At 55.6% G+C, this 24384-nt stretch carries 24 protein-coding genes and 1 pseudogene; 12 read left to right on the forward strand and 13 right to left on the reverse strand.

Annotated elements, in window-relative coordinates:
- From argJ to Pan97_RS17445, 11 genes and pseudogenes are all read right to left on the reverse strand, one after another.
- On the reverse strand, window positions 1-1194 hold the full coding sequence (gene argJ, locus Pan97_RS17405; RefSeq protein WP_144974725.1) for a bifunctional glutamate N-acetyltransferase/amino-acid acetyltransferase ArgJ: 1194 nt from the start codon (window positions 1192-1194) through the stop codon (window positions 1-3).
- A 24-nt stretch (window positions 1195-1218) separates the two neighbouring features.
- On the reverse strand, window positions 1219-2241 hold the full coding sequence (argC, locus tag Pan97_RS17410) for an N-acetyl-gamma-glutamyl-phosphate reductase (protein WP_206668967.1): 1023 nt from the start codon (window positions 2239-2241) through the stop codon (window positions 1219-1221).
- A gap of 148 nt (window positions 2242-2389) precedes the next feature.
- Window positions 2390-2518 (reverse strand): NUDIX hydrolase, encoded by a 129-nt coding sequence (locus Pan97_RS27055; RefSeq protein ID WP_261342357.1) that lies wholly within the window; start codon window positions 2516-2518, stop codon window positions 2390-2392.
- Between the two features lie 18 nt (window positions 2519-2536).
- Window positions 2537-3115 (reverse strand): annotated as a pseudogene (locus tag Pan97_RS27185) (NUDIX hydrolase); the annotation flags it as partial.
- On the reverse strand, window positions 3015-4634 hold the full coding sequence (locus tag Pan97_RS26320) for a DUF6798 domain-containing protein (protein WP_165698822.1): 1620 nt from the start codon (window positions 4632-4634) through the stop codon (window positions 3015-3017). The gene Pan97_RS26320 and the pseudogene Pan97_RS27185, both read right to left, overlap by 101 nt.
- 32 nt (window positions 4635-4666) lie before the next feature.
- On the reverse strand, window positions 4667-5557 hold the full coding sequence (locus Pan97_RS17420) for an SMP-30/gluconolactonase/LRE family protein (protein ID WP_165698823.1): 891 nt from the start codon (window positions 5555-5557) through the stop codon (window positions 4667-4669).
- A 44-nt stretch (window positions 5558-5601) separates the two neighbouring features.
- Window positions 5602-6483: an alpha/beta hydrolase gene (locus tag Pan97_RS17425; protein WP_391529967.1), complete on the reverse strand. Its 882-nt coding sequence runs from the start codon at window positions 6481-6483 to the stop codon at window positions 5602-5604.
- A 95-nt stretch (window positions 6484-6578) separates the two neighbouring features.
- Window positions 6579-8537, reverse strand: coding sequence for a M28 family peptidase (locus tag Pan97_RS17430; protein WP_144974733.1), 1959 nt, complete (start codon window positions 8535-8537; stop codon window positions 6579-6581).
- A 46-nt stretch (window positions 8538-8583) separates the two neighbouring features.
- Window positions 8584-10014, reverse strand: coding sequence for a TadE/TadG family type IV pilus assembly protein (locus Pan97_RS17435; RefSeq protein WP_144974735.1), 1431 nt, complete (start codon window positions 10012-10014; stop codon window positions 8584-8586).
- Between the two features lie 12 nt (window positions 10015-10026).
- The gene (locus Pan97_RS17440) at window positions 10027-11478 is read right to left on the reverse strand and encodes a sulfatase-like hydrolase/transferase (protein ID WP_144974737.1); all 1452 of its coding nucleotides are present in this window, start codon (window positions 11476-11478) and stop codon (window positions 10027-10029) included.
- Between the two features lie 15 nt (window positions 11479-11493).
- On the reverse strand, window positions 11494-12054 hold the full coding sequence (locus tag Pan97_RS17445; RefSeq protein WP_144974739.1) for a TadE/TadG family type IV pilus assembly protein: 561 nt from the start codon (window positions 12052-12054) through the stop codon (window positions 11494-11496).
- Window positions 12055-12400: 346 nt separating this feature from the next.
- Between Pan97_RS17445 and Pan97_RS17450 the strand changes: the two genes are divergently transcribed.
- From Pan97_RS17450 to Pan97_RS17505, 12 genes are all read left to right on the forward strand, one after another.
- Window positions 12401-12586 (forward strand): hypothetical protein, encoded by a 186-nt coding sequence (locus Pan97_RS17450; RefSeq protein WP_105356384.1) that lies wholly within the window; start codon window positions 12401-12403, stop codon window positions 12584-12586.
- 124 nt (window positions 12587-12710) lie between these two features.
- Window positions 12711-13166, forward strand: coding sequence for a TadE/TadG family type IV pilus assembly protein (locus Pan97_RS17455; RefSeq protein ID WP_144974741.1), 456 nt, complete (start codon window positions 12711-12713; stop codon window positions 13164-13166).
- A gap of 92 nt (window positions 13167-13258) precedes the next feature.
- Window positions 13259-14818: a hypothetical protein gene (locus Pan97_RS17460; RefSeq protein ID WP_144974743.1), complete on the forward strand. Its 1560-nt coding sequence runs from the start codon at window positions 13259-13261 to the stop codon at window positions 14816-14818.
- Window positions 14818-16032 (forward strand): hypothetical protein, encoded by a 1215-nt coding sequence (locus tag Pan97_RS17465; protein WP_144974745.1) that lies wholly within the window; start codon window positions 14818-14820, stop codon window positions 16030-16032. The genes Pan97_RS17460 and Pan97_RS17465 overlap by 1 nt, the downstream gene beginning before the upstream one ends.
- Window positions 16033-16064: 32 nt before the next feature.
- Entirely contained in the window at window positions 16065-16517 is a 453-nt protein-coding gene (locus Pan97_RS17470) for a Flp family type IVb pilin (RefSeq protein ID WP_144974747.1), read from the forward strand.
- Window positions 16514-16912: a hypothetical protein gene (locus tag Pan97_RS17475; protein WP_144974749.1), complete on the forward strand. Its 399-nt coding sequence runs from the start codon at window positions 16514-16516 to the stop codon at window positions 16910-16912. The genes Pan97_RS17470 and Pan97_RS17475 overlap by 4 nt, the downstream gene beginning before the upstream one ends.
- Window positions 16913-17050: 138 nt before the next feature.
- Window positions 17051-17413 (forward strand): Flp family type IVb pilin, encoded by a 363-nt coding sequence (locus Pan97_RS17480; RefSeq protein ID WP_196782137.1) that lies wholly within the window; start codon window positions 17051-17053, stop codon window positions 17411-17413.
- Between the two features lie 247 nt (window positions 17414-17660).
- Window positions 17661-18233 carry an A24 family peptidase gene (locus tag Pan97_RS17485; RefSeq protein ID WP_144974751.1) on the forward strand — a complete coding sequence of 191 codons (573 nt, stop codon included), beginning with the start codon at window positions 17661-17663 and terminating at the stop codon, window positions 18231-18233.
- A 49-nt stretch (window positions 18234-18282) separates the two neighbouring features.
- Window positions 18283-19197, forward strand: coding sequence for a Flp pilus assembly protein CpaB (gene cpaB, locus Pan97_RS17490; protein ID WP_144974753.1), 915 nt, complete (start codon window positions 18283-18285; stop codon window positions 19195-19197).
- 76 nt (window positions 19198-19273) lie between these two features.
- Entirely contained in the window at window positions 19274-20587 is a 1314-nt protein-coding gene (locus Pan97_RS17495) for a CpaF family protein (RefSeq protein WP_144974755.1), read from the forward strand.
- 27 nt (window positions 20588-20614) lie between these two features.
- On the forward strand, window positions 20615-21556 hold the full coding sequence (locus Pan97_RS17500; RefSeq protein ID WP_144974762.1) for a type II secretion system F family protein: 942 nt from the start codon (window positions 20615-20617) through the stop codon (window positions 21554-21556).
- A 15-nt stretch (window positions 21557-21571) separates the two neighbouring features.
- The gene (locus Pan97_RS17505) at window positions 21572-22558 is read left to right on the forward strand and encodes a type II secretion system F family protein (RefSeq protein WP_144974764.1); all 987 of its coding nucleotides are present in this window, start codon (window positions 21572-21574) and stop codon (window positions 22556-22558) included.
- A gap of 3 nt (window positions 22559-22561) precedes the next feature.
- Here Pan97_RS17505 and Pan97_RS17510 read toward each other — a convergent pair whose 3' ends face one another.
- Both Pan97_RS17510 and Pan97_RS17515 read right to left on the reverse strand, forming a co-directional pair.
- Window positions 22562-23563, reverse strand: coding sequence for a tetratricopeptide repeat protein (locus Pan97_RS17510; protein ID WP_165698825.1), 1002 nt, complete (start codon window positions 23561-23563; stop codon window positions 22562-22564).
- Window positions 23564-23715: 152 nt separating this feature from the next.
- Window positions 23716-24333: a hypothetical protein gene (locus tag Pan97_RS17515; RefSeq protein ID WP_144974768.1), complete on the reverse strand. Its 618-nt coding sequence runs from the start codon at window positions 24331-24333 to the stop codon at window positions 23716-23718.
- Window positions 24334-24384: the final 51 nt, after the last annotated feature.

The following is a 24384-nucleotide window of genomic DNA, read 5'->3' on the forward strand; positions in this document are numbered from 1 at the left end:
CTAGGTCCGGTATTCCGAGTTGAACTTCACGTATTCCACGGTCAGGTCGCTGGACCAGTATCGGAACTTGGTGTCTCCGTCAGTGAAGCGAAGGTTCACGTCCGTCTCGAAGCTTTCTTTGATCGATTGGCTGACCGTCTTTTCGTCGAACTTCACAGGCGTTCCCTCTTTGTAAAGAAGGTGCCCGTTGACGCGGAGTTCCAACCCCATGGGGTCGAACTGAACACCCGAATAGCCTGCGGCGGAAACAATACGCCCCCAATTCGGGTCGCCGCCGGTGATCGCACATTTAACCAAGGCACTATCGGCAACCGTCTTGGCAATTCGGAAAGCGTCCTCTCGGTTGGCACATCCTTCGATATTGATCTCGATCAGGTGCGTCGAACCTTCGCCATCGGCCGGGATCTGCTTGGCCAGGTCTTCGCACAGTTGTTGCAATTCGGCTTTGAAACCTTCGAGCGCGGCTGCTGAGATTTCACCCGTTTCGGCTTTACCGCTGGCCAGTAGTAGCAGCGTATCGTTCGTGCTGCGGTGGCCATCAACGGTAATGCAGTTGAACGTATTATCGGTCACTTCGGACAGAATCTCTTTCGCCTGCTCGGGACTAAGCTGCGCATCGGTGAGAACCACCGACAGCATCGTCGCCATGTTCGGAGCGATCATCCCGGCCCCTTTGCACATGCCGACCAGTTTGACGGGCTTTCCGTTGACTTCGCACTGGCGCGAAGCCACTTTCTTACCTTTGTCGGTCGTCATTATTCCCCGGGCTGCGGCATCAAAATGGCTTTCGTCCGTCCCCAGTCGCTGGAACACTTCATCAAGTCCGGCTCGAATCTTTTCCATCGGCAGGTGGTGCCCAATGATTCCGGTCGACATAGTGAGAACCTGGTCGGCTGAGACACCAACCTGCTTGGCGACGATGCCGGCCATCTCGGCATTGTCTTTGTCTCCCTGCTCGCCGGTACATGCGTTGGCATTGCCGGAGTTCGTGATGACCGCGCGGATCTTGTCGGAAGGGGTGCGTGCCCGGTCCCATACCACAGGAGCGGCAACGACGAGATTCGTCGTGTAGACGCCAGCGGCGACGGTGTCTTCATCACAGACAATGAGCGACAGGTCTTCCTTGTTTGGATTTCGCTTCAAGCCACAGTGAAAGCCACCGAGTCGAAATCCCGCGGGAATAGGCGAAGTCATCCTCAATCTTCCTTCATCTACCAATCAGAGCAGTGCGGTCGTTTCCGCGAAACCATACATCAAATTGAAATTCTGAACGGCCGCTCCCGACGCCCCTTTGATCAGGTTGTCGATGGCCGAAATCGTCAGCACGCGATCCTTCACGCGGCGAACCGTGATATCGCAGAAGTTTGTTCCCGACACATGCTTGGTTGCCGGCAAATCGCTCCGCACGCGGACGAATGGCTCGTTGGCGTAGGTCTCTTCCAGCAGCGAGCGCAATTCCTTCTCCGAAGCATCCTGGTCCGGCAATGCGTAACATGTGCTTAAAATACCACGATCCATGGGGACCAGGTGGGGCGTGAATATGACGCTGGCTTGTTTACCGGAATAGACCGTCAGGTTTTGTTCGATCTCTGGCATGTGCCGATGCGTACCGACCCCATAGGCCGAGAAGCTTTCGTTACACTCGGGGTACAGCGTACCCAGCTTGGGCGTCCGCCCTGCCCCGCTCACTCCGCTTTTGCAATCGGCGATGATGCCATCAGGCCGGATGAATCCGCCTTTGAGCAGTGGTGCCAAGGCCAGCGATACACCGGTCGGGTAGCAGCCAGGGTTGGCAACCAACTGTGCTTCGGCGATTCCTTCGCGAAAGAGTTCCGGCAGACCGTACAGCGTGGTCTTCATGCGCTCGGCATCGGGGTGATCGCCACCGTACCACTGGGTGTAGACCGCTGGATCGTTTAGTCGGTAGTCGGCGCTCAGGTCGACTACTTTCAACCCAGCTTCTAAAAACTCGGGAATGACCGAGGCGGACGCCGCGTGCGGCAGACAGCCGAAAACGCAGTCGCAGCGCTCGGCGACCTCTTGCGGGCCCCAGTTTTCCAGGTGCAGATCAAGCACCTTATGAAACTGTGGGTGGATGGCACTTAGGTGCGGACGATCTTCCTGGCGAGTCGTCAGCGCGGTGACTTCCACCTCGGGATGGCGAACCAAGATTTTCAGTAGTTCCAGAGCCGTATAGCCGGTGGCCCCAAGAATACCAACACGTACCGTCATGGCATGCAGCCCATTGTTTGTGTCAAAAGAGAGAACCGACCGGTTAGTATAAAGGACCGCCCGCCTGCGAACATAGGGAGGCCCCAACTGGTGGGCTCGATGAATCGTAGGAACCTGAAGCGCCTACCCTAATCAAGACAGGCAATTCGGCGAGCAATTATTTGGCCGAAGTGAGGGCTTCCCCCAGTTCGACCAGCATACGCAGCGTCGCACCCCACACGCGATGTCCATCGACATTCAAGTGCAAGGCAGAGAATTGGACGCGGCGGCGGGTAACCTGGTGCATGCCGAAATTCCTGGGATCCATCAAATGTGATAGAGGTAAGAAGATGAGCCCCGCAACCTCGCACGGATCGGGACTCCATACAGGCAAAGAGCGTTCAAGAGCGACAAAGGTTCGCACCTGATGATTACTTGCCCAAACATTTGTAGGGGGAAGTTCGCCTAGAACCGCTGGCACGGAAACCTGATGACCGGTCTCCTCGCAAAATTCACGCAGCGCCGTTTGCTGGGCTGATTCCCCTGGCTCGCACCTTCCCCCAGGCAGAGCGATCTCGCCGGCATGAATTCCTTCCGTTTCGGCTCGAATCATCAGGGGAATCGTCCAGTTCCCTTGCTCGTTGGGATAAATCAGTATCAGATTCGCGGCCTGACGCGCTCGGGGATAAGACGGTGCTTTATGCCGACCATACGAAAGATTGGGCGCCGAGTGCCGCAGTTTCGGAAAGGTCATCTCAGACGTACCAAGCGTCTCTTGCAGCGCTCGTATCCACGGCTGCGTTCTAGTTTTCTTCGTCGGTAATCTCATAAACTTCGTAGCTGGAATCTTGATCGGCGTTGGCGGGATAGACGCGGGGAAAGGTCCAGTTGGCGGATATACCATCTTTCCGAGCCAGGTCCCGATCGACAACCACAAAACGGACTGCATACTTCCGAGACAGTTCGCGAAGATCTTCCTGAGTTAGGCCTGCCAGGCTCAGTGTTTCCCGGTTATGGAAGCTACGCCAATGCGTATCGCCGCGGCGTTCTCGCCACTGAAGAAGATTGAGGTCATCCTGTGGGACATCTTTGGTCGTGACGACTTCGGCACGCTGCGCGTACCACTTAAACGTCGATTGCAAGCGAGGCGTCAGAAAGACCGCATCTTCTGGCGTGTTGTCGCGAATCCAATAACAAGTCTTCTCCCAGTCCTTGGGATTAGTGACCAAACTGCTAAGGTCGGCCGGGCTTGCCGCTGCCGTCCAGCGATCGCCGATCCGGAAAAACATCCCCGCCAGAACCAGAAGCGTTAGCCCAGCCACAACGGCGCCGGTTCGTCGCGGCGCATTTTGGCGGTACCTGTCGCACAATTCGACCGCGTTCATCGCCAGGGCCAACGGCACCATCACGTCGGCAATGCGGTACCAGTAGAGTCGCAGTAGTTTCGATCCTGTGAGCCAGTCTTGCAGAACGACAAAGAAGGTCTGATCGATGATGATACCAATGAGCATCAATACGACACTGCCCGCGACAACTCCGTTCAAGATGCGAAGCTTGTCGTTATCTCGAAGCAGCCAGGCCGTAATCCCCCAGGCAATTGCCGCCAAAAAGAACCGTATCTTGAACTCCCACGCGAAGGTGTGCACGACAAGGTGATGTGCTAACCGCTCGTAAACGTAGTAGTAGCTGGCCCAGGAACTTTCGACCGGACTGGCATCCCCATTGAGCAGCAGCAGCGGCATGACGCCAATCAGCGAAATGGCCCCACCGACCAGCAAGCCTGGCAAAATGGAAATGAGGCGGGGTCGTTGTTTTGGACAAACCAGCCAACAAAACATCAGGCACACAACCATCCATCCGCCGACCAATACGTGAAACGCACTCGCGATGCCATGCAATATCCAGGCCCGATTCCAGCGATCCGACAAGGCGTCGCCCAGTCCCCAAAAAGCAAACGCGTAGGCGAAGCATTTGGCTTCAACGCCACCGATCAGCCATTCGCCGGCCATGTGTAGATAGATGATGCCAGTCGCACCGGCCGCGATCGAATAAAAGCCAATCCAAGGCCGCGGATCGATTTTCGCGATCATGCGCTGCCAACTGAAGGCGATCGCCCCCCAACAGATCAGTCGCCCAATCCAGGCAGCGACGGGAAACGATACCAAGGTCGTGATCCAACCAAAGCTCCAGTAGAAAACGCCATGCGCGTCGCCTGAGTTCAAGAAATGATCATTCGGGCACCAAGCAGGATTCCAGTAGTGCCGAGCTTTGGAAAGATAATGCGGTTCGTTGACTTCCGGTGTGAGGGGACCAACCAGCAAAAAGAATAACAGGACGATCAACCCAAGTTCAATCCACCGCGGCGACGTCGTTGTCTGCGGCTGCTCCGCTTCCTGCGGCTCGCTGGGGGTCGGTGGATTCATGGACAATTCAAATACGAAGGGGATCGGCGAAGCTAGTCAGCTTTTACTTTACCATATCGCACCCCAGTCGCTTGCGTCGGCCGGCGATAAATCCCACTGCCGCACGTCACGTAGAGCCAATCGAGCTTGGGGCCGGCAAACGCAACGTTGGAAAGAAACTGATTGGTCGGTTTGTGCATTACTCCGCTGATACGCGCGGTGGAGTCGAACATCTGGAGGCCGACTTCCGTGGCCACATAGAGTCGTCCGGCCGAATCGACGGTCATTCCATCAGCCCGACTTGGTGCGTCTTTCTCTTTCACGCGACAGGTATAAACCGGCGCACCGTAGCGGAGTGAACCATCCTCTTCCACTCGATAGGCAATCAAGTTCTGACCGGCCGAATCCGCCACAACCAACGTCCCTTCCTTCGGCCATAGGATGATCCCGTTGGGGGACTTGATATCGGTTGCCACGACTTCTTTTTCGCCGGTGGGACGCACGAGCCAGACTTGGTGCCCCTTAGGGTCGGTGCAGTAGATGTTCCCGTTGCTCGCGACCACCAGATCATTGGCCCCCAAGTCATCGGCGATGACTTCCATCTTGCCGTCGGCACCGAAAGCGACGATACGCCGGTCACGGTTTTGACTTCCATACAGCCGACCATCGGGGCCGAACATCAAGCCGCTGGTTGCCCCCTGCCCTTTGGCAAAAGTACTGACCTGCTTGGTTGCATGGTCGACCTTGAGAACCAATTGATTCGGCACGTCGACGAAGTAGACATTCCCATCCGCGTCGACGGCTGGCCCTTCCGTGAATTTGTAGCCATCGGCGATCAATTCCCAGTCTTCGCCAGGAATCAAAACGTCAGACAGGGGCATGTCCTGCGCGGCCGCCCAATGGGCACCAGCGAAAAGCAATGCTATAGAAAGTAGGATACGCATCGACAACATCTCCACTACGCTCGAAAGAAAGTTCACCCAGGAAGCTAATTCTGCGATACCACATCGCTCCATAGCCAACGCATGGTATCTGGGAAGATCGCTCCCCCGTGACGAGCGCTGTGTTTGCCTTCGCCGTAAACAAACTTGTAATCGTAGCCCACAAACTTGAGTGCCGCGGCCATTTGCTGATTGGAAAGGGGCCAATTGCCGTGCAAGTTATCCAGGTCGTTGCTGCCGTCTTGGAGAAAGACCTTGATCGGCTTCATTTCGGTCTTGCGAATGACCGCCGGATAAACGTGCCCGCCGCGGATGTTGGTGAAACTGCCAATGTGGCTTACCACTTTCCCGAACGAATCAGGCCGCTCCCAAGCTGCCGTGAACGCACAGATGCCGCCAGAACTGTTGCCGCAAATGGCTCGGTGCTTAGGATCGTCCGAAATATCATACTGCTTGCCAACATCCGCCAGAATTTCTTCCAGCAGAAATCGTACGTACTGATCGCTGAGGGTGTCGTATTCGAAGCTTCGATTCTTACGTGGGTTCTGGCCTGGTTTGGCCGGAGGCACGACGCCTGGCTGAATGAAGACGCCAATGGTTACCGGCATGTCACCAGCGTGAATCAGGTTATCGAAGACAACCGGTACCCGGGTGTGCCCAGTCTCGTTGACGAAACCTGCCCCGTCTTGAAACACCATCAAGCACGCAGGCTTCCCCTTTTCGTATTGCTTGGGGACGTAGACCCAATAGTCGCGGACAGTGCCCGGGTAGATCTCGCTTTGATCCCAGACGTGCTTGGTAACAGTCCCTTGGGGTACCCCTTCCTTTCGTTCAGCGTCGGGGCCAGTCGTATATTGCTCATCCTGCGCCCAAGCAGTCGAGGCAAACAAACAGAAAAACATCGATAGCGCGAAAAGCAATCGCATCATGGGGAGATTCACTTTACTTGGAGGGATTAACGAAAGGAGGCGAGGCCAGAAAAATCAGCCTAATCGCTTTGCCTGCGGGGCTCAAGCATGGAAACCTACTTGGGAAACTCGACTTCCAATTCCAATTCGAGCATCGCACGCATGATCCGCACGGAAATCTTCTGGTCGAGTTGAGTAGCCCGAACAGCCGTTCTCAACTGATCGATCGACGTGATTTTCGTCTCCCCCCAACCGGTAAGAATATCACCGCCACGGAGACCAGCCTTTTCGGCGGCGCTTCCCGGGGTCACTTTGATGATCGGAATACCATTGGGCTGTGGGTCGCCGACTTGAACCCCCAGGGCCCGTTTCCCACCCTCTTGGTTCTCTTCTTTCGATGGCGGACCGCCCGAACCGATGCCGCCGAAGTAAAGATCGAGAAGCGAACCCTCGGCATTCTTGATCGGAACGATCTTGTCCTTGACCAGGTGCTGTAGGATGTCGATGTTCATGCCGACGACCTTTCGAATGCCAGGCACGTTGATGTGTTCGACGTCGTCGCTGGGTCGATGATACTGCGAGTGGAAGCCGGTAAAGTCATGCATCACTGGAATCCCGCGACCATAGAACGAAGCGTGATCGCTGGGGCCATATCCGCCTGGGATTTTGTTGAGGGTGACGTCATGCTTGGCGGCCGCTTCGTCCATCCACGCTTCAAACTCTTCGGCCGTGTTGTGCCCGTAGACGGTCAGGCGATCTTTTCGCAGCCGGCCGACCATGTCGTAGTTGAGCATCGCCACGGTGTTCTCCGTCGCAAACAGCGGATGGCGGACGTAATACTCGCTACCAATGAGTCCTTGCTCTTCCGCCCCAAAAGCGATGAATAGTATCGTCCGGCGGTCGGCTCCATCCCAGACAGCACACTGCCGGGCCGTTTCCAGCAAGGCAACCGTCCCCGAGGCGTTGTCATCGGCACCGTTATGTATTTCACGCGTCCAGGGTGCCAGCGAGCCGGAACCACCGTATCCGAGATGGTCGTAATGAGCCCCCACGACAACAATTTCCGACGCTAATCTCCCTTTGCCTGGCAGCACACCAAGTACGTTTTGCTGGGTCCGCTCTGACGTTTCGATCTCGACCTCGCCAGTCACCCGAGCGCCCGTCAGGTCGAAGGAGTTAGGCAGCAAGCTCTCATCGACGCTGGCTTCCCACTCCGACAGCGAAGGCTTTCCCGCTTCTTTCAGCAGGGCATCGACCGCCGAACGCTTCATGTGCAAGACTGGGATTTTCGGCTGGAAGTCCTTGGGCATGCGAATCTGAAAAGAAAGCAACTTATCCCCTTGGCTCTTCTCCTTTTTGATTGCCGCCTCATCGGTCACCAGGATGACCGCGCCCGCGCCGTGCTCGATTGCATTAATTACCTTGGTCGAGAGATAGGCAAACTTGGAATTGCCGGAACCGGCGAACTTCTGCGTGCGGCCTGCCTGGTCCGGTTCGTGACGAAGCACGATCACCGCTTTACCGGTTCCATCGAACTGGGCATAGTCGTCGTAGGCATCCCGTGGCGAACTAATTCCATAACCAGCGAAGGCCAACGGCAGGTCGAACGCACCACTGACGCTCGGAGAAAGTGGCCGATAATCGTCACCGGTAATCTTTCGTGACTTACCATCGGCCGATTGAAAGGCGAGATGGTTGTTCTCACCCAAGTCGACTCGCTCACGAGTCGCAAAGACCTGGAACGGCTTTCCTTCAATCAGCTTGGTGTTGAGCCCCGCATCGGCGAATTGCTCGGCGATGTACTCCGCGGATGCTTGCAGCCCTTTGGAATAAGGACCTCGTCCTTCCTGTTCATCCGAAGCCAGGAAATTGAGATCCGCCAAGATACGCGAATCGACCTGGGCATCAGTGAAGGAATACCTGGAAACCTGATGAGCAACAACCGGAGCATTCAACGAATCGGCCGATTGCTCTCGTTCGGGACTGGCGGCGACCGTCTCTTGCTGTTGACAGCCTACGCATAGGCCAAGGATACCCAAGAGAAATGTGAGCAAGATTGCGGGCGTGTACTTCATGAATTCCCATGCTATCAAACGGTCGTCTCAATAACCCTGGCTCAATTCATGGGGGAGGAGGATCACATTGAAATAGGTCAACCCGAATCAACTTCGGATCACTCGTTTCGCAATCGTAATAAGCCGTGGCCTTCGCGCTAACACCCCAGGGACCGAGATTAAAACCGCAAATCGACTGAACGACGCTTGGAACGCCAATCGTCGCTTGAGCCCGGACGGCGTAAAAATGTGGCTGACCGGAACTTCCAATCGTAACGTAAGACTGGCCATTGCTCCCGGCGGACGCGTTATCCGGGCATGGCAAGTCGACCGTGTTTGTGGGATGCACAATCACATGGTCGTTGTTGATTGCGTCGGTAAAGATATACGCATTACCGCCACAATTATTCCCTTTGTCCATGGTGTCTACCAGCGTACCCATTTCAACGGAATCGGGTGCGCCGGCGTACGAAAAGTAAACCGTCACTTCGGCGACGTCACCAACTTCGTCACCATTGACTTGGCTGTTCGAATTTACATTCGTCGTGTCGACAACTTCGGCACCAAAACGGAAGCGATCCCCTGGAACCAATCCAATAGCCGGATTTATGGCATCTAGAGGAAATGTAGGATCAGAAAAGTTGATCTGTAATATTTCTGGGCTTCCAGGCGGGCTTGTAAAATAGATGTCCGCCGTCGTGATCGCTTGAAGGTAATTGTCGTTCTGACTTAGGCCGCTGGACATCCCTGTACCGACGATTATGTCATTGTTCACGGTATCCGCGATTCCCAGGGAACCAGTAAACTCATAGTTGCGCGAGCCATCTGGATCGACGTTGATATCAATTCGGTAGATTCGAAGATTTGCCTGAGCGAGTGCATCTCCTATCGCTTTGAACGAGATCCCCCATTCGTGATTATTGGCCGTCTTTAAGCCACCGCTTCCATTGGCATCGACCAAAACACTTCCCGGCGAGGCGCAGCTAGGAATCACATCGGCGTTGAAAACGACGCTTTCCGCGGGATTAGCGAGATTCTCTGTCTGGATGATCGCTCCGAAGACCATCACGCCGGGCTGAAGATAGCTGCCGTAGTTCGATATATCCGTGCAGACCAGGTTTTGATTGGGATTTGCCGCCATTCCGCTATCGTCGTAGTTAAGCAGATTCGGGCCATTGGTAAACGCTGTATTCAGCGTCATATCGGTCAGATCGACATCCTGCCCTCTGACTGGATTGGCGATCGAGAATGCATTTCCCACTTCACGAGCAGCAAGCGTATCTCCACCACCCGATTCCGCCCATTGCTTGACAGCCGCTAATGCATTTGCTTCGAGACTCTGCTCCAGTTCGATCCGAGCAAGCCAGATGTTGCCAATCTCGACGGCAAACACCAAGAACAAAACCAACGCAGGAAAGGCAATGATAATCCACAGCAGCGAGACACCACGCCGGGCCCGTTTGCTCAGGAAGTCGAATCGTCGATGGAGTTGCGTCATGGAGAGGGTGCTCTAGAAGTTCATCTTGGTTCGATTCGGACCACTGCCTGACAATCCGTGAAGCACCTGGGGATGCTGAGCAGCCACGTTATTCTTTTCCCGTGGATCGTCTGGCAGAAAAAAGAGTTGATCGGAAGACCCGAAGACTGCTTTCCACGGACCTTGTCGGATTGCAAACTGATCTTCATCACTGGGGTTGGTCCAACGAAAACGGCGACTCGATATCGGCTTGCCATCCATCCAAGATTCAAGCGATATCCCGTTATGACCGGGAACTCGACTACTTGTGATCACTCCGGCCAACGTCGGAAGCACATCCAACAGGCCACATGGCTCATCGATCCGGGCGACATTCTTATTGTGGGAACGGTAAATCATCAGCGGAACTTGCAGATTGCTCTCGCTCAAGATCCCGTCGTTCTGCGGCTGGCCCGCAGTGGGCAAGCCAGCGACGACCATGACCATCGAACGTCCACTACGCACGATATGCATGGCGTGAAACATCCGGCCGATCGCTTGATCGATCTCGGCGATCTGAGCTGCACGCACCTCGGGATCATCTGTCGTAACGGCAAAATGATACTCGATGTAAGTCGGTCGATTCGACGGTCGATTCAGCAGTAGTTCACGCGACTGTCCCACGAGGAGCGCCGTCGTGGAAATGTCGTCGTCCGAGTTTTCATTCTGATTGGCCACGATTTTCGCTTCGGCACCATTGAAAATCAATTTGGTGGGAAGCCCTGTCTCCTCGTCCCCTTCCGCCGAAACATCCTCATCGTAATAGTGACGCTCGAACTCCGAGATCCAATTCGTGCCATCAACAAGTAGTGCCCGATAGCCAGAATTCCACATCATTTCGGCAATGCGATTGTTTCGGGCTTTCCCTTTGCTATAGCCCGATCCAGTCATCAGCATGAATCTGGCGATGTCGACCGATGGGCCTGCATAGCATGACTCGAAAACCGTGCCCTTTTCAGCCAAGGCTTCCAGCAGGGGAGTCTTGCCAGGCTGGCCATAAAAACCAAGCTCATCCTTGGCTACCCCCTCCAAAACCACCATCATCACGAGCGGAGAGTTCTGACCGGGCACACGAACCTGACGGTTGGCGTTTCGCAGCGCACTGCGAATTTCCGACTTGATTCCGGTTAAGCGTCGATCGGCTTGTTCGACCTGGTCTCGTAGGCCGCTTTCCGAATCTTTAAACACTTCACCATGCGAGGCCAGCATGCCATCGATGGCCCTGGTGAGCGGATTCTGCATGTCCGATACGTGAGGATTATCGTCGTCCGTAATCGTTTGGCTGTCCGAGGCGAGTCCTGCGGGCGTTTGCGGGCCTGGATCCCCGTTTGCCGCAGGCTTGCTCGCAGCATTGCCACTGCCGGCGCGCCATGCATCTGGCCAGAAAATCGCCGCGGCGATGACCAGCAACGCAAGTAGAACGATCGATCTACCTATCCAGTGCATGGACAATCTTACGCTTTAAGGAACGGGGCTGAGGGGAGACAACTCGTGACGAAAAAGGCTCGTCATGATCGCGTCGCGTCCAGAAAAATCAACGCCAAAACAAGCCATCGCGTTGGGTGCCAGGCGTGTTGCCGGAATGCAAATCGTCACTTGGACGTAGTAATAGTCGGGATAAGGGTAATTCACGAAACCATCAACTGGAGGAGGATCGCATCCATTGCTGAAGTAGATCTCGTCCTCGAGAACGTCATCGTTATCATAGTCGTAGACGACGTAATTCAACTGAACTTCCCCGACCGTCTTTATCGTTTCGCCGGGAGAAAGAAGGCCACCCTGGATCAAGACTTCATCGATCGCAGCGACGATCGTGGAGTCCGGCTCAGTTTCCGTGCCATCGATTGTTAGCTCGGCTGCTACCAAAGCACCCGCGCGACTTGCCATCTTGAGCGTTTGCTGATTGCTCTGCAGCAAGCCAAATTGAACGACCGCAAGCAGTAAGATCAGAACAATCGGAAGCCCGATGATGATCTCCAGCAAGCTGGCCGCGCGGCGTTTCGATTTGCGAAACAGCACCATGGATGTACGAACTCCCCCCAATGTCGTGACGATAGCTCTACCTATAATCACCGCCCTTCGGTTTGCCAAACAGAATGCGGCTCATCGGCAATTGGCAGAACACATCCCCCAAACACCCTACTCGACTAATTTGATCGTATCGATGTATTTTTTTCAAAATACCAGGGTTAGCCAGTTGAAACAAGGTTTTGTGCTTTTAAACTGAACTCTGTTCCGCTTGAATTGACTATATGAACTAGTCTGCCCAAGTGGAAAACTTCCTAGGAATTTACTGGCTTTTCCTAAAGCCAATAATCATTTTATGACCTAGGGCAGGCAGCACATCTTCATGGTAAGAGGATCAACCATGACCTGGTTTAACAAGCAAATTCGACAGCTGGCGGGTGATTGTCGAGGCAGCGTATTTGTGGAATACCTGCTTTTGCTCACCATCGTCGGGATTGGCGTGATCGCTGGTCTGGCAACCGTTCGCGGATCTCTTCTGAACGAATTGCTGGAATTAGCAGAAGCCATTACTAGTCTCACTCCGTAGTTGAACTCTCGTCGAGAGTTCTGGCGGAAAGTACCCACAGGCGTTTCGGGGGAGCGTGCTGGTGCAATCTATTACATATTCCGGATACCGAAGAACGAGACGCGGCATTCAGGTGCTCGAGGTCTTGTTGCTTTTTCCGGTTTTGCTGATTGCGACTCTCTCCTTTTTCGTCCTTGGCCCAACCGTCACTATCCGGCAGAACGTGCAACACGCGGCCGAAGAAACGGCTCGTGAAGTAGCCAAGAAGATCGGAACACAAACCACAACGATCATCGCAACGGATGTCGTTAACGAGGTCCTTTCCGTTCACGGATTAGACCTCTCGATGAATGGTGTCCGCGCCGACGTTTGGGAATACGACGACGGTGGCGGCGGCTCGATCATCCACACGCCACTGGGCGACACTGCAAACGTCGCGGCTCCAACGACACCTGTCGGTTTTAACGATCCCGAACAAGTAATCGTCCAGGTTACCGTGGAAGTTGGCAGCGCACCGATTCCCAACATTTTGAGCAACATGAATTTTGACATCACAGGCCGCTACCTCGTTCATCGCGCTACGGCCTTTCGAGACCCTTGAATCGCATTGATGACCGATCGAGATTCGCACGGACTCGCGAATCCCTTTCCTGCACGGATGCCACTCAGCACACGTTAACGGCTGTTGGCACATTGTCGACCTACCAAGAAACAACCCTGAATACGGATCAATACGAGCTGGAATCTCTGCTCAGTGATCGATTCGTACTCACCTGGCGACACATGTCGGTCGTGGGGTTGGTGTGCTTACTGTTCGTGCTGCTCAGTTTCACTCCCCTCACTTCCCATACCACCTGGCTGTATGCAGCACGGGGTGAAGCCATTCTTTCCGAGGGGCAACTACCAACGACCGACGTCACGCAGTCCCTCTCGCAAGGAATGAGTTACCGCGAGACCTCCTGGTTGGGCAGCATTTTCTGGGCTGTCATTGCCCGGCAATCGCTCGAAGCCGTTTCCTGGGCAACCACGCTGCTGGCCACCACTTCCCTCGTGCTGATAAGCGTTACGCTCTGGCAAGCAACGCGAAATTCGCTGCTTACGGGGCTGGGAGCGCTATGGTTTGCCCTGTTCGCCTGGAGTTGGCTGGGGCTCGGCAGTCCTCTGCTCCTAGTGCTCCCGCTTTGGATTGGCTTGATCGTATTGACGCTGCGAGGCAGCACCTCGCTGTCACGAAGTGTCGCGACCTTAGCCCTAGTTCTGCTTTGGGCGAATCTCGATGCATCGGTCTTTGTCGGCGTCGCGTTTCTGGCAATCGCCTGGCTGGGTAACTCCACGGCGACACTACTGGAAAACAACTTCCGCTGGAAGAAACTACTGCTAGATCGAAACTTCCAAATCGCAGCGGTAACGCTTGAACTCTCAATACTCGCGACCCTGCTGACCCCGCTGGGGATCGGTCTCTGGACCGACGTCTACGATTCTTGGTCGCTGCGGCACGTACCGCTGGACGTCATAAGCATGGCCGGTCTGTGCCTGCTGGTCGCGAGCGTTCTGCTCGGGGTCATCCTACGCAAGCATCAGGGGACACTCCCTGTGGCCGAGGTGCTCACGATTTCGATTCTTGGCATACTTTCGCTGTCGATGGCATCCCACGTCGTATGGTTCGCGCCCTTGGCTGTTTTGGTGCTCATTCCTCGGGTTCAATCAGCCCTGGCTATCGCCGCCGATCCCGTCCTGGTCCCGACCGAAACCAGAGAACAACCAGAAGCCAAACCTCCCGTGCTCCGCTTCGCATATTCGCTCGGTGCGGTACTACTCTGCTGGATCGCGTTCGCCATTTCCCCTCTCAGTCAGGCGGTTTTAGGTGGACAACCAAGGACGATTGGCCAACTGTTCGACGACGCCACGCCGGTCGCGGCGACGCGTTATCTGCGTGAGAACCCGGTCGATGGCCTCGTCTTCGCGCCGGCGGCCTGGGGGGATCTGCTGCAAAGCCCTCAAGGGGGCCGGGCTGATGTCTTCGCCACAACGTCAATGACTCACCTGCCGCAGCAAGCGAAGTACGATTACAACAGGCTCAACCGCGGCGAATCCATCTGGCAGGGAATAGCTGATCGATACGCCATCGCGGCCATGGTGATCGATAAGCAGAGTCAGACTGCACTTTTGGAAACCGTCCACGCCGGCCACGAGAACTGGCAAGTCGCGTTCGAAGACGACCTCTCCCTCATTTTGCGAAGGAGTGGGAAGTAATGCGGCATACACAACCTAAACGCGGTGGTTTCGCCCAAGCCGGCATGGCATTTGTCCTCTCGCAGATTCTGCTTGTGGGTGGAATCGCCATCGCGGCCGTCTATGCCTTGCCTCAAGGCCCAAGTGCCATTCCTTCTCTACGAAACGAACCCCGATCAGTCACGCTCAACTACAACTGGCCGCACGTCATCACCGACGAGCAACTGACGGCCACGATGACCAAACTGCGTCCGCAACTGCGGCACGAACGTCCCAAGATCAACCATGTCGATCACGCGTTACGCTGCTGGGGACAGCAGGCCACGTTCGATGATCCCAACTGCTTGAGTGGCGCCGAAATGGTTGCCATGCTGACCGATCAAAACGCCTACGCCGCCCACTGGGGTGACGATGCTTTGCCGCTGCTGTTGAGCGGTGAATTCGGCCCTGGCTTCCGCACGCAGGAAGGGGAGTCTTCCGCCAGCCACGTTGACCACACATTAGGCACGCTGGCCGAGATCGGCATTCCGCTGGATTACCCGATCGTCGTGAAAGACCAGGCCGAACCGCTGACGGTCAAGCAGTTGCTCACCGCGGCGATGCTCGACTTCCGCTTGAATCAGAAAGAATACGAATGGACGACGGTCGTCGCGGCCTCGTATGCCACCGGGCCCACGTCATGGATTTCGCAAGATGGCGAACATATTACGTTCGACATGCTGACCGATCGTTTGATGCGGCAAGAATGGGTCGACGGCGTTTGCTATGGCAACCATCGCCTGTACGCGTTGGCCATGCTGCTGCAGTTTGACGATCAGGCCCAGCTTTTCCGCGAGGCCGAGACTCGCCAGAAGGTACTAGCCCACCTGAGCGAAGCCACCGCACGCCTGGTCAAAAGCCAGTCAGCCGAAGGTTACTGGGATGAGAACTGGGAAGACGCCAGCCGTCCAGCCAAAGAGATGGAAGCCGGCGGCCCTACGATGCGTCGCATCCTAGCCACCGGCCACGCGCTCGAATGGTGGGCCATCGCTCCGCAAGAAGTCCTACCACCACGCGAGGTCGTCATACGTGGCGCCCAGTGGTTGGTCGTCGAAATCGAACAAATGGAAGCCGAATCGGTCGTTAAGAATTACACGTTTCTCACGCACGTGGGCCGAGCCCTCTGCCTATGGAGAGGCAAGTTCCCGCATGAGTTAACTCCACTAAAAGATCCACAAACCGGCGCGGACGGATAACGCCGGAGTTCCCTTTGTATAGGTGTCCTACCATGTTGACTACGCTGAAGAAAATCTGGAACGACGAACGCGGGTTCGTAAGCTCCATGGAGTTGATTCTCATCGCAACCTTGACCGCGATTGGCTTGATCGTTGGATTGGTTGCTTTCCGGGATTCGTTGGTGCAGGAACTAGGCGACACAGCTTCGGCGGTCGGCGAGTTGAATCAATCTTACGCCATATTCGTGGGCAATAGCGACAACACGGATCCCGAAGACGGACCGGTTGTCATTGGCCCAAACGCCGTCAGTCAAGTAACGGTCCAGAGGGATTTTCTTAATAGCGATGACGAAGTTGTCGTATCAGTAACCTCGTCTTTCCAGAACTTCCGCTACAACGACCGTACAGACGTTGGTGATGGACCGGATCTCTTGCTGCAACCGCCGGCAACGATCGTCTCCCTCTCCGACGCCGCGATCAATGAGGGAGAAAGTCTAAGCCCATGATAAACCAGCGCAAGATTCTATCTCTCACGCGTCATCGACAACGAATACGACGAGAAGGAAGTGCCGCGGTAATATCCACCGTCCTGCTAGTAGTCATTTTGGGTATCGGCGTCATTGTTGGTACCGTCGCCCTCCGTGACCAAATAGTGCAGGAATTTGGTGATGCGGCTGTAGCCCTGGACAACCTTGATCAGTCGTACTCGTATTCGATTCAAATTGATACTGACGGTGACGGCACATTCGATGCTGAATGCTTTGCAGAGTATGAGGATCCGGATCCGACACTTACCGATCCAGGGCCTAACATGGCACCCGCTGATCTGATGTTTATTCCTCAGCCGTTTCCTGACCAGCGGGAAGGCGTCGTTGACAATCCATCGGGAGAATTCCCGTAACTAAATCACTTTTTTGTTTGGAGTGAACCTTCCCACGAATGGGCAGCTATCAGGTCGAGGCGGTCGACCTGGGACACGTCAGCAGTGGGAAGAAACTTTTTCGTGTGTGTGTTTTTTTACCCTAAGGAGAATGAGCTCATGAGCCTCATTAAGCGTTTGTGGAATGACGAAGCTGGTTTCGTCGTTTCCGCTGAATTGATCCTGGTCGCCACGATCGCCGTTCTGGGTCTGATCGTTGGTCTGGCCTCCGTTCGTGACGCCGTCACGAGCGAACTGTCGGACGTTGCTGGTGCTCTGCAAGACGTCAACCAGTCGTACAGCTACTTCACCATCGTTGGTCACTCGGCTGCTGTTGCTGGTTCGGACTACACCGATATGACCGACTTCTGCGATGGTATCGAAGACACTGCCGACTCCGATGACAATTGCATCGAGCACACTGGCGGTCCAGTCAACGAAAATTCGACTGCTCCAGTGGGCAGCCTGGCAACTGGCAACTAAGCCATCTGCTTTAGCTGAATTGGTTGTTTTCGCGTGACACTTCGTGCACGCCTGAAACGACGACGCGAGCTAAGGGCGAACCAGGCTGGATCCATAAGCCAGCCTGGTCGCCTAAACTCGCACCATTTTTTGACCTTTGGAATTTACCGCCATTCCTTAGGTCAGCCTGTGTTGGACCCTTAAGAGATTAGCATCACGGAGATTTAGCGTCGAACACAGCCTGACTTAAGGCGTGTGAAACGTCCGAATGTTGTTTTTCGAGCACCCCACGACCATGATTCCACAACTCATCATTTTGCTGTTTGTCGCTGCGTACACCGCCACCGGTGCTGCGTGGGACATGAAGACCCGCAAATTGCCGAATTGGCTGACGGTCAGTGCTTTCGCTCTCGGTGTGATCTTTCATACCGTGGCCGGAGCACTTTCCGAGCAAGGGGCCATCGGCGGCCTGCTGTTTTCGCTGGCCGGTTTTGGTGTGGGATTTGGCATCTTGTTCGTCCTGTTCGCCATCGGAGGCGGAGCTGGCGGCGATGTCAAATTCATGGGGGCGCTCGGGGCCTGGGTGGGTTGGAAAGCCATCCTGATCATTTTTATCGGCAGCGGGCTGATCGCAGCGATTAGCTTGGCTGTCGTGTTTATATGGAGTCTGTTCGCCGGTTCCGCGCAAGCAAATGATGTAAAAAAGCATCAAACGCTGGCTGATCGGCGGCTGATTCCCTACGCGATTCCCGCAACAATATCCGCCTGGCTCGTGCTGGGGGGACTATTCACGTTGAAATGGGTAGCCACCACGGGAACGCCAATTACACTGGAAAACTAATTCATCAATCGCTGCGAATTCACTCGCACATACTCGGAGTAGACGAGCAATGAGGGTAAGTCCGGGAACACTCCTTTTGGGCGTTGTGGCAGTCATGTTTGGACTGCTGGGAGCGTACATCGTCCAAAAGAACATGCAAAAGCCCCAACCAGTCGCCGCGGCAGACGCACCGCAGCTTTACACCGTTCCGCGGGCCAGCATGGACCTGACGGCCGGTCGAGTCATCACGATGGGCGATATCGTCATTCACAAGTTGACCGCCCAGCAGTTTCGAGACGAGGGTCTGCCGGCCTCGTACATGCCCCGCACCTCGGACATCATTGGCCGAACCTTGCGGGTCGATCTGCCCAAGGGGTCTTCGTTCGACACGCCGGTGTTTTACCCGGAAGGAACGGGGCCCAGCATCGTCGAGCGTCTCGATCCTGGCATGCGTGCCGTGACTATTAAAGTCGCCGCGGATGAAGCGGTTGACATGTTTGCCACGCCAGGTACCTGGGTCGACGTCCTGTTCCGTAGCGAAGAGGACGACAAAGAAGACCTGCCGGAGATGACCGTCAGCCTGCTGGAAGGCGTGAAGGTTCTGGCCGTCAACAGCACCACCACCGAAATGCGTAACATCCGTGGGCAGCGTGAAGCACGCCAACAGACCTCGGTCACCCTCTCGGTCACGCCCGATCAAGCAGTCGCTCTGCGAGTCGTTGAAAACCGCGGCACCATGGCTTTGGCCTTACGTCATCCAGACGATGTCGACGCCAATGCCCAGTTCGCTGGGATGACCATGGATCAGTTGCTGAACCGTCCGGTCGCACGGGAACGCATTGAAGTTTACCGCGGCCACTCGATCTCGCAGGTCGAATTCCGTGAACGCTTCCGAGCGAACTTCGACCCTGAAAAGCTGGCCAAGCAAAACCTGAACAAGCAGGCCAAGGCCGATCCGCCCGCAAATGCAGACGCCGTCAAGTAACCGCGACTGCACTGATGATGCCGCAAGCCGATAAGGCTTGCGGCCTGATCTTCCTTTTTTCCCAACTGGCCCGGCCATGATTCGATTTACCTCTTCGCAGCCCAAGTCGGAAACGCCTCTTAGCGAGATCGATTTTCAGCGTCTGAAGTCGGACATCCACGAACAGTTGGTCGAATCGTTAGACCTGTCGCTGGTCGCGCGAATCGACGACGACCGGATGCGGTCCAACGTCGAGAACCTGTCCAAGGAAGTCATTCGCGACTACCGCCCGAAAATAGACCCGAGCTTACACGAGCGACTTCTGGAAGAGTTGCAAGCCGAAGTCTTTGGGCTGGGCCCGCTGGAACCGCTGATGGACGATCCGACGATCAGCGATATTTTGGTCAACAACGCTCACGAAGTTTACCTGGAACGCTTGGGGCGGCTGGAAAAAACGGACATCGTGTTTGCTGACGATGCCCACCTGATCCGGATCATCCAGCGCGTGGTGGCTCGCGTCGGTCGCCGGATCGATGAAGTCAGTCCGATGGTCGACGCCCGACTTCCCGACGGTTCGCGTATCAACGCGGTCGTTCCGCCACTGGCCCTGAACGGCCCGAAGCTTTCGATTCGCCGGTTTGGTGTCGAGCACCTGCGTCTCGAGAAGCTGCTGGAAAACGAAACGATCAATCAACCGATGGTCGACTTCCTGCAGGCCGCCGTGCAAGGTCGCGTCAGTTTCATGATCTCTGGCGGTACAGGTGCCGGTAAGACGACCATGCTCAACGCTCTGAGCAAGTCGATCCCCGACGACGAACGCATTGTGACCATTGAAGACTCGGCCGAACTTCTGCTGCAGCACGCTCATGTGGTTGGCATGGAAACACGTCCGGCGAACTCAGAAGGCCAAGGGGCCGTCACCCCACGTGATCTGGTCCGCAACAGCTTGCGTATGCGACCCGACCGTATCCTGGTGGGCGAAGTTCGCGGGGGCGAAGCCCTGGATATGCTGCAAGCGATGAACACCGGTCACGAAGGCTCGCTGACCACGATTCACGCCAACGATGCCGTTGATGCACTGCACCGACTGGAAATGATGGTCGCGATGGCCGGCTTCGAGCTACCGGTGAGCGTCATTCGCCGTTATGTGGCCAGCGGCATCCGCATCATCGTTCACGTGGCACGTCTCAAAGGTGGCGTGCGTAAGGTGATGCGAATCGCCGAGATCGCCGGTACCGAGGGGGGCGAATACCAGCTGAACGATATTTTCCGCTTCGAGCATCAAGGGCTCGATGCCGACGGCAAGGCAACCGGCCGATTCGTCTCCACCGGCTACCAACCGCAGTGTGTTAATCGGTTCCTGGAATCGGGCGTCAGCATCGACACCAGTATCTTCCAGGCCACCACCTAAAACATCGCACCAGAGAGAGTTCTGCTCGTGGATCAACTAGCCCTAGCACTGAATGCCAATTCACTGCCGATCTTAGTGTTCGGTGGAATGGCCGCCGCAATCGGGGCGTTGCTGATGGGTGTCCGCGATTTGTTCGTATCGCGCGACTCTCGCTTGATGGCGTCTCCAATCCTGAAGAAATTGCCTGCTCGGATCGAAGAAGCCGACGCGACCGCCGTCAGCCGATTTGACGTCTGGTTGGAACGTGCCATCTACATGACCGGCATGAACATGAGCATCAGCATGGCGGCAATGCTGTTTATTCTGATCGGCATCACCGCCGGCATGGCCGTGTTTGTCTTGACGGAAGACATTCTATATAGCGTCGTCGCCGGCTTTTTCGGAATCCTTGTCTGCTTCATCATCCTGTCGATCAACTACAAACGTGTGATGAAGCAGTTTGAAGAACAGTTTCCCTCGGCCTTGGACCTGTTGGCCCGTGCGGTTCGCGCGGGGGAGAGCCTGGACCAGGCCTTGGTGATGATCGGTGGCTCGGTGAATGACCCGGTTGCCGGCGAGTTCCGCCGAATTGCCAAGCATCTGGAGATGGGGCTTTCGCTCTCGGCGGCCATGAAAAGCTTCGCCTACCGCGTTCCCACGATGGACGTTCGCATTTTCGCCTCGGCCCTGAGTGTTCACCGAGAAGCTGGTGGTAACCTGCCTAAGACCTTGGAACGCCTGGCCGGCGTGATTCGTGATCGGATGAGCTACCAGCGTCAACTCAAAAGCGTTACCGGTGCCGGTCGCATTACGGCACTCATCATTTCGTGCTTGGGTCCGATCCTGTTTTTGTACCTGTTCTTCGTTCAGCCAGAGTATAGCAGTTCGCTGTGGAACGATCCGACAGGCCGACTCGTACTGATCGCTGCTGCCTTTTCTCAGGTAATTGGCCTGTTGATTGTCAGCCGCATGTTACGTAGCCGTTATTAATCGAAGAGTTCTCGCATGGCGTTAAGCTTAGAAGTTGTCGGAGCCTTTCTCGGAATTAGCATTCTGCTATTTCTGGTAGGCAGCCTTATGCTTTGGCTGGGGCGTAATCGGGCACAAGATTACCTGGAAGCTTCCAGTGGCCAGTCGCTGGGTATCTTCACCAAGCTTTTCGCCTATATGATTCCGATCGCTAACGAAAGCCGCGACAAGCTGCAAGCGGAACTGGTCAAGGCAGGCCACTACGGCAAGTACGCGGCAGAAGATTACCTGGCACTGCGTAATGCGGCCGTCTTCTCCTGGCTGATCTTCGTGGCCGTGGCATTGGTCATGACCATTAACGATGGCCCGGAAGCTCAGCAGTTTTACTTCATCGTGGGTGGGATCGTCCTGGTATTGATCTGGGGGCTTCCGCGTATCATCTTGTCGTCGTCCGCTTCTGCCCGCGTGCAGCGCATTCGCTATGGACTTCCCGACGGGTTGGACATGGTGACGATGACCGTCTCGGCCGGCATGCCGCTCCAGCGAGCCATTGCCCATGTCAGCCGCGAACTGCGCAGCTCGCACAACGACCTTGCTTGTGAGCTGACCATCCTGGAAGGTCAGGCGTCAGCTCGATCCCTCGACTATGCCCTTAAAGAGTTTGCCAAACGTGTCGATGACCCTGACGTGACGGCCCTTTCGACCATGATTCATCATGCCGAACGCCTGGGCGGAAACGTAGCCAATGCTTTCCACGAGTTTGCCGACAGCATCCGCGAAACACGCCGTCAACGAGCCGAAGAAGAAGGGAATCGCACGTCGATCAAACTGCTATTCCCCGTGATCTTCTTCCTGGCACCGCCAATCTACGTTCTATTGCTGGGACCGGCGGTTATGGAGATTCGGAACTTTTCGATGCGTGAGACCGCACCAGGCGGGGCATTGAATCAATCGGCGACTCAGTCTTCCGTTTCAGCGGATCCAGATCGCACGACCAGCGTCTTTCCGCCCGCTGGCAACTAAAGACTACTTCGTCGACGCCGCTTGCAGAGCGTTCATGATCTGCTGATTAAAGCTTTGAGCGGATGCCGACTGCATTGCTCCGATTTGCGTCGATGCTCGTGGCGGCTGTTGAACGCTTGATGAAGCCGGCTCGTCCGAGATCTGGAATACCGCGGGGCTTGCTCCCAAGCTTTGCGTGGGAATCGTCAACGCCGCATTACCACTAGTGGCTTTGGTTTGTTGAGAAGTGCTGCTGTATTGGACCTGCTGAACATCCGATTGCGATGCTGCGCGAAGTGGGTTGTTCGTTGCCGATTCAGGTGCTGGCTTGGCGACAAACTGCGATGCTGCAGGAATGCTCTGGTTCGCCTGAGCGACCATTTCCTGCTTAGGTTGCTCTGGGGTGGGTACGACATGAGGTCGCACGTTAGGCCGATCGGTCACGTCACCGGTCATTTGGGCGATCTGAATGAGTGCCTCGGCTGCTGGACGGAGACGTTTGTCGATATCAAGCGCTCGGCTGTAATTGCGTTGAGCAAGTTCCAGATCGCCACGCTGGCTTTGAATGTATGCCAAGTTCGAGAGGGCCTCAGCTTCGCTCGATACCTGGCGGAAATGATTCAAAGCGATGTCATACTGCCCCAGTTCGGCGTAGACGATCGCCAGGTTGGTGCGAGCGGCTTCGTAATCTGGGTCTTCGGCCAAAGCACGCTCCAAGGTCGTTTTAGCCAAATCTTGATTGTGCTGCAGATAGTAGACGTAACCCAGGTCCGACAGCAACTCCGCGGAAGGGTCGCCCACGGTGGTAGCGTGGGTCAGGTATTTAACAGCTTCGTCGTACTGACCTTCCTTACCAGAAATGACCCCCATACGATGCAAAGCAATTCGGTTTTCCGGCTCTTCCGACAGAATGTGGCGATAAAGCTTTTTGGCTTTGACATTATCGCCATTGCGTTCCGAGAGACGGGCGAAACTCATCTCTTGGGTGAAATTGTTTTCGACCGTCGGTTTCGACGTGGCGAACATGGACCCCATGCCTGGTCGATTGGTGGCACAGCCACAAAACGCCAGGCAGGATGCGATCATTACGATTGGCAGAACAACGCGGTAGTTCATTCGGCTCGTCATTTCAAAAAGTCGCAAATCAAAGTCCATTGTCGCTGGTGGGGCTTCCTCGTTTAGAAGAAGCCGCCGCCGAAGCCACCACCAAATCCGCCGCCAAAACCGCCGCCGCCATAGCCGCCCCCGCCGTAACCGCCGCGGCCGTAGTACATGCTACGTTGGTAAGCCGCAGCCGCTTCGCCGCTGGTCAAACCTTCGGAGAAGGCCGGAGCGACAACGACACGCGATTCGGCGTCAGCAACACCCATGGCGGTCAGAGCAGCGACAACACAGCGTCGACGCTTTTCGTCGAGTTCGTCGTTAAAGTGGATCGGATATTGGTAGTCGGTACCAGCCTTGGGTGAAGTCTGGCTTCGTTCCACGACCACCGGTAGTTCGTCCCCGCGAAGAAGGTTCGCGGCGATCTGCTTCAGGTGATCTTCACCGTAGTCGTTGAGCTTCCAAGCGTTTTTCTCGCCTTTGCTATCCACGAAGCTCGGCTCGAACTCGTGTTGATAGACAACATACTTGGCTGCTTCAGCGTTAAGTTCCTGAGTGCGGTTCATTTCATCAACCGAGGCACCCAGCATGGTTGGAGGAGCAGGATCGATACGACCTGGTCCTTGGCAACCAACCAGGCCAGCCGCCACTAGGGCGAGCGTTAGGCCTCCAGCAGTTCGATTGAATAGGGTCATCTTGGCTATCCTCAATTTGGATTCGTCGCGGGAACGAAAAAGGTGCTGGGC

The organism is Bremerella volcania (assembly GCF_007748115.1).
Lineage (GTDB): Bacteria > Planctomycetota > Planctomycetia > Pirellulales > Pirellulaceae > Bremerella > Bremerella volcania.

Excerpts from the sequence above, each read along its gene's own strand:
- Pan97_RS17440 (WP_144974737.1), bottom strand. The coding sequence starts at position 11,478 with ATGCACTGGATAGGTAGATCGATCGTTCTACTTGCGTTGCTGGTCATC.
- cpaB (WP_144974753.1), top strand. The coding sequence starts at position 18,283 with ATGAGGGTAAGTCCGGGAACACTCCTTTTGGGCGTTGTGGCAGTCATG.
- Pan97_RS17435 (WP_144974735.1), bottom strand. The coding sequence starts at position 10,014 with ATGACGCAACTCCATCGACGATTCGACTTCCTGAGCAAACGGGCCCGG.
- Pan97_RS17510 (WP_165698825.1), bottom strand. The coding sequence starts at position 23,563 with ATGTTCGCCACGTCGAAACCGACGGTCGAAAACAATTTCACCCAAGAG.
- Pan97_RS17505 (WP_144974764.1), top strand. The coding sequence starts at position 21,572 with ATGGCGTTAAGCTTAGAAGTTGTCGGAGCCTTTCTCGGAATTAGCATT.
- Pan97_RS17515 (WP_144974768.1), bottom strand. The coding sequence starts at position 24,333 with ATGACCCTATTCAATCGAACTGCTGGAGGCCTAACGCTCGCCCTAGTG.
- Pan97_RS17445 (WP_144974739.1), bottom strand. The coding sequence starts at position 12,054 with ATGGTGCTGTTTCGCAAATCGAAACGCCGCGCGGCCAGCTTGCTGGAG.
- Pan97_RS17450 (WP_105356384.1), top strand. The coding sequence starts at position 12,401 with ATGACCTGGTTTAACAAGCAAATTCGACAGCTGGCGGGTGATTGTCGA.
- Pan97_RS17430 (WP_144974733.1), bottom strand. The coding sequence starts at position 8,537 with ATGAAGTACACGCCCGCAATCTTGCTCACATTTCTCTTGGGTATCCTT.
- Pan97_RS26320 (WP_165698822.1), bottom strand. The coding sequence starts at position 4,634 with ATGAATCCACCGACCCCCAGCGAGCCGCAGGAAGCGGAGCAGCCGCAG.
- Pan97_RS17475 (WP_144974749.1), top strand. The coding sequence starts at position 16,514 with ATGATAAACCAGCGCAAGATTCTATCTCTCACGCGTCATCGACAACGA.
- Pan97_RS17465 (WP_144974745.1), top strand. The coding sequence starts at position 14,818 with ATGCGGCATACACAACCTAAACGCGGTGGTTTCGCCCAAGCCGGCATG.
- Pan97_RS17495 (WP_144974755.1), top strand. The coding sequence starts at position 19,274 with ATGATTCGATTTACCTCTTCGCAGCCCAAGTCGGAAACGCCTCTTAGC.
- Pan97_RS17485 (WP_144974751.1), top strand. The coding sequence starts at position 17,661 with ATGTTGTTTTTCGAGCACCCCACGACCATGATTCCACAACTCATCATT.
- Pan97_RS17425 (WP_391529967.1), bottom strand. The coding sequence starts at position 6,483 with ATGATGCGATTGCTTTTCGCGCTATCGATGTTTTTCTGTTTGTTTGCC.
- Pan97_RS17420 (WP_165698823.1), bottom strand. The coding sequence starts at position 5,557 with ATGCGTATCCTACTTTCTATAGCATTGCTTTTCGCTGGTGCCCATTGG.
- argJ (WP_144974725.1), bottom strand. The coding sequence starts at position 1,194 with ATGACTTCGCCTATTCCCGCGGGATTTCGACTCGGTGGCTTTCACTGT.
- Pan97_RS17480 (WP_196782137.1), top strand. The coding sequence starts at position 17,051 with ATGAGCCTCATTAAGCGTTTGTGGAATGACGAAGCTGGTTTCGTCGTT.
- Pan97_RS27055 (WP_261342357.1), bottom strand. The coding sequence starts at position 2,518 with ATGCACCAGGTTACCCGCCGCCGCGTCCAATTCTCTGCCTTGCACTTG.
- Pan97_RS17470 (WP_144974747.1), top strand. The coding sequence starts at position 16,065 with ATGTTGACTACGCTGAAGAAAATCTGGAACGACGAACGCGGGTTCGTA.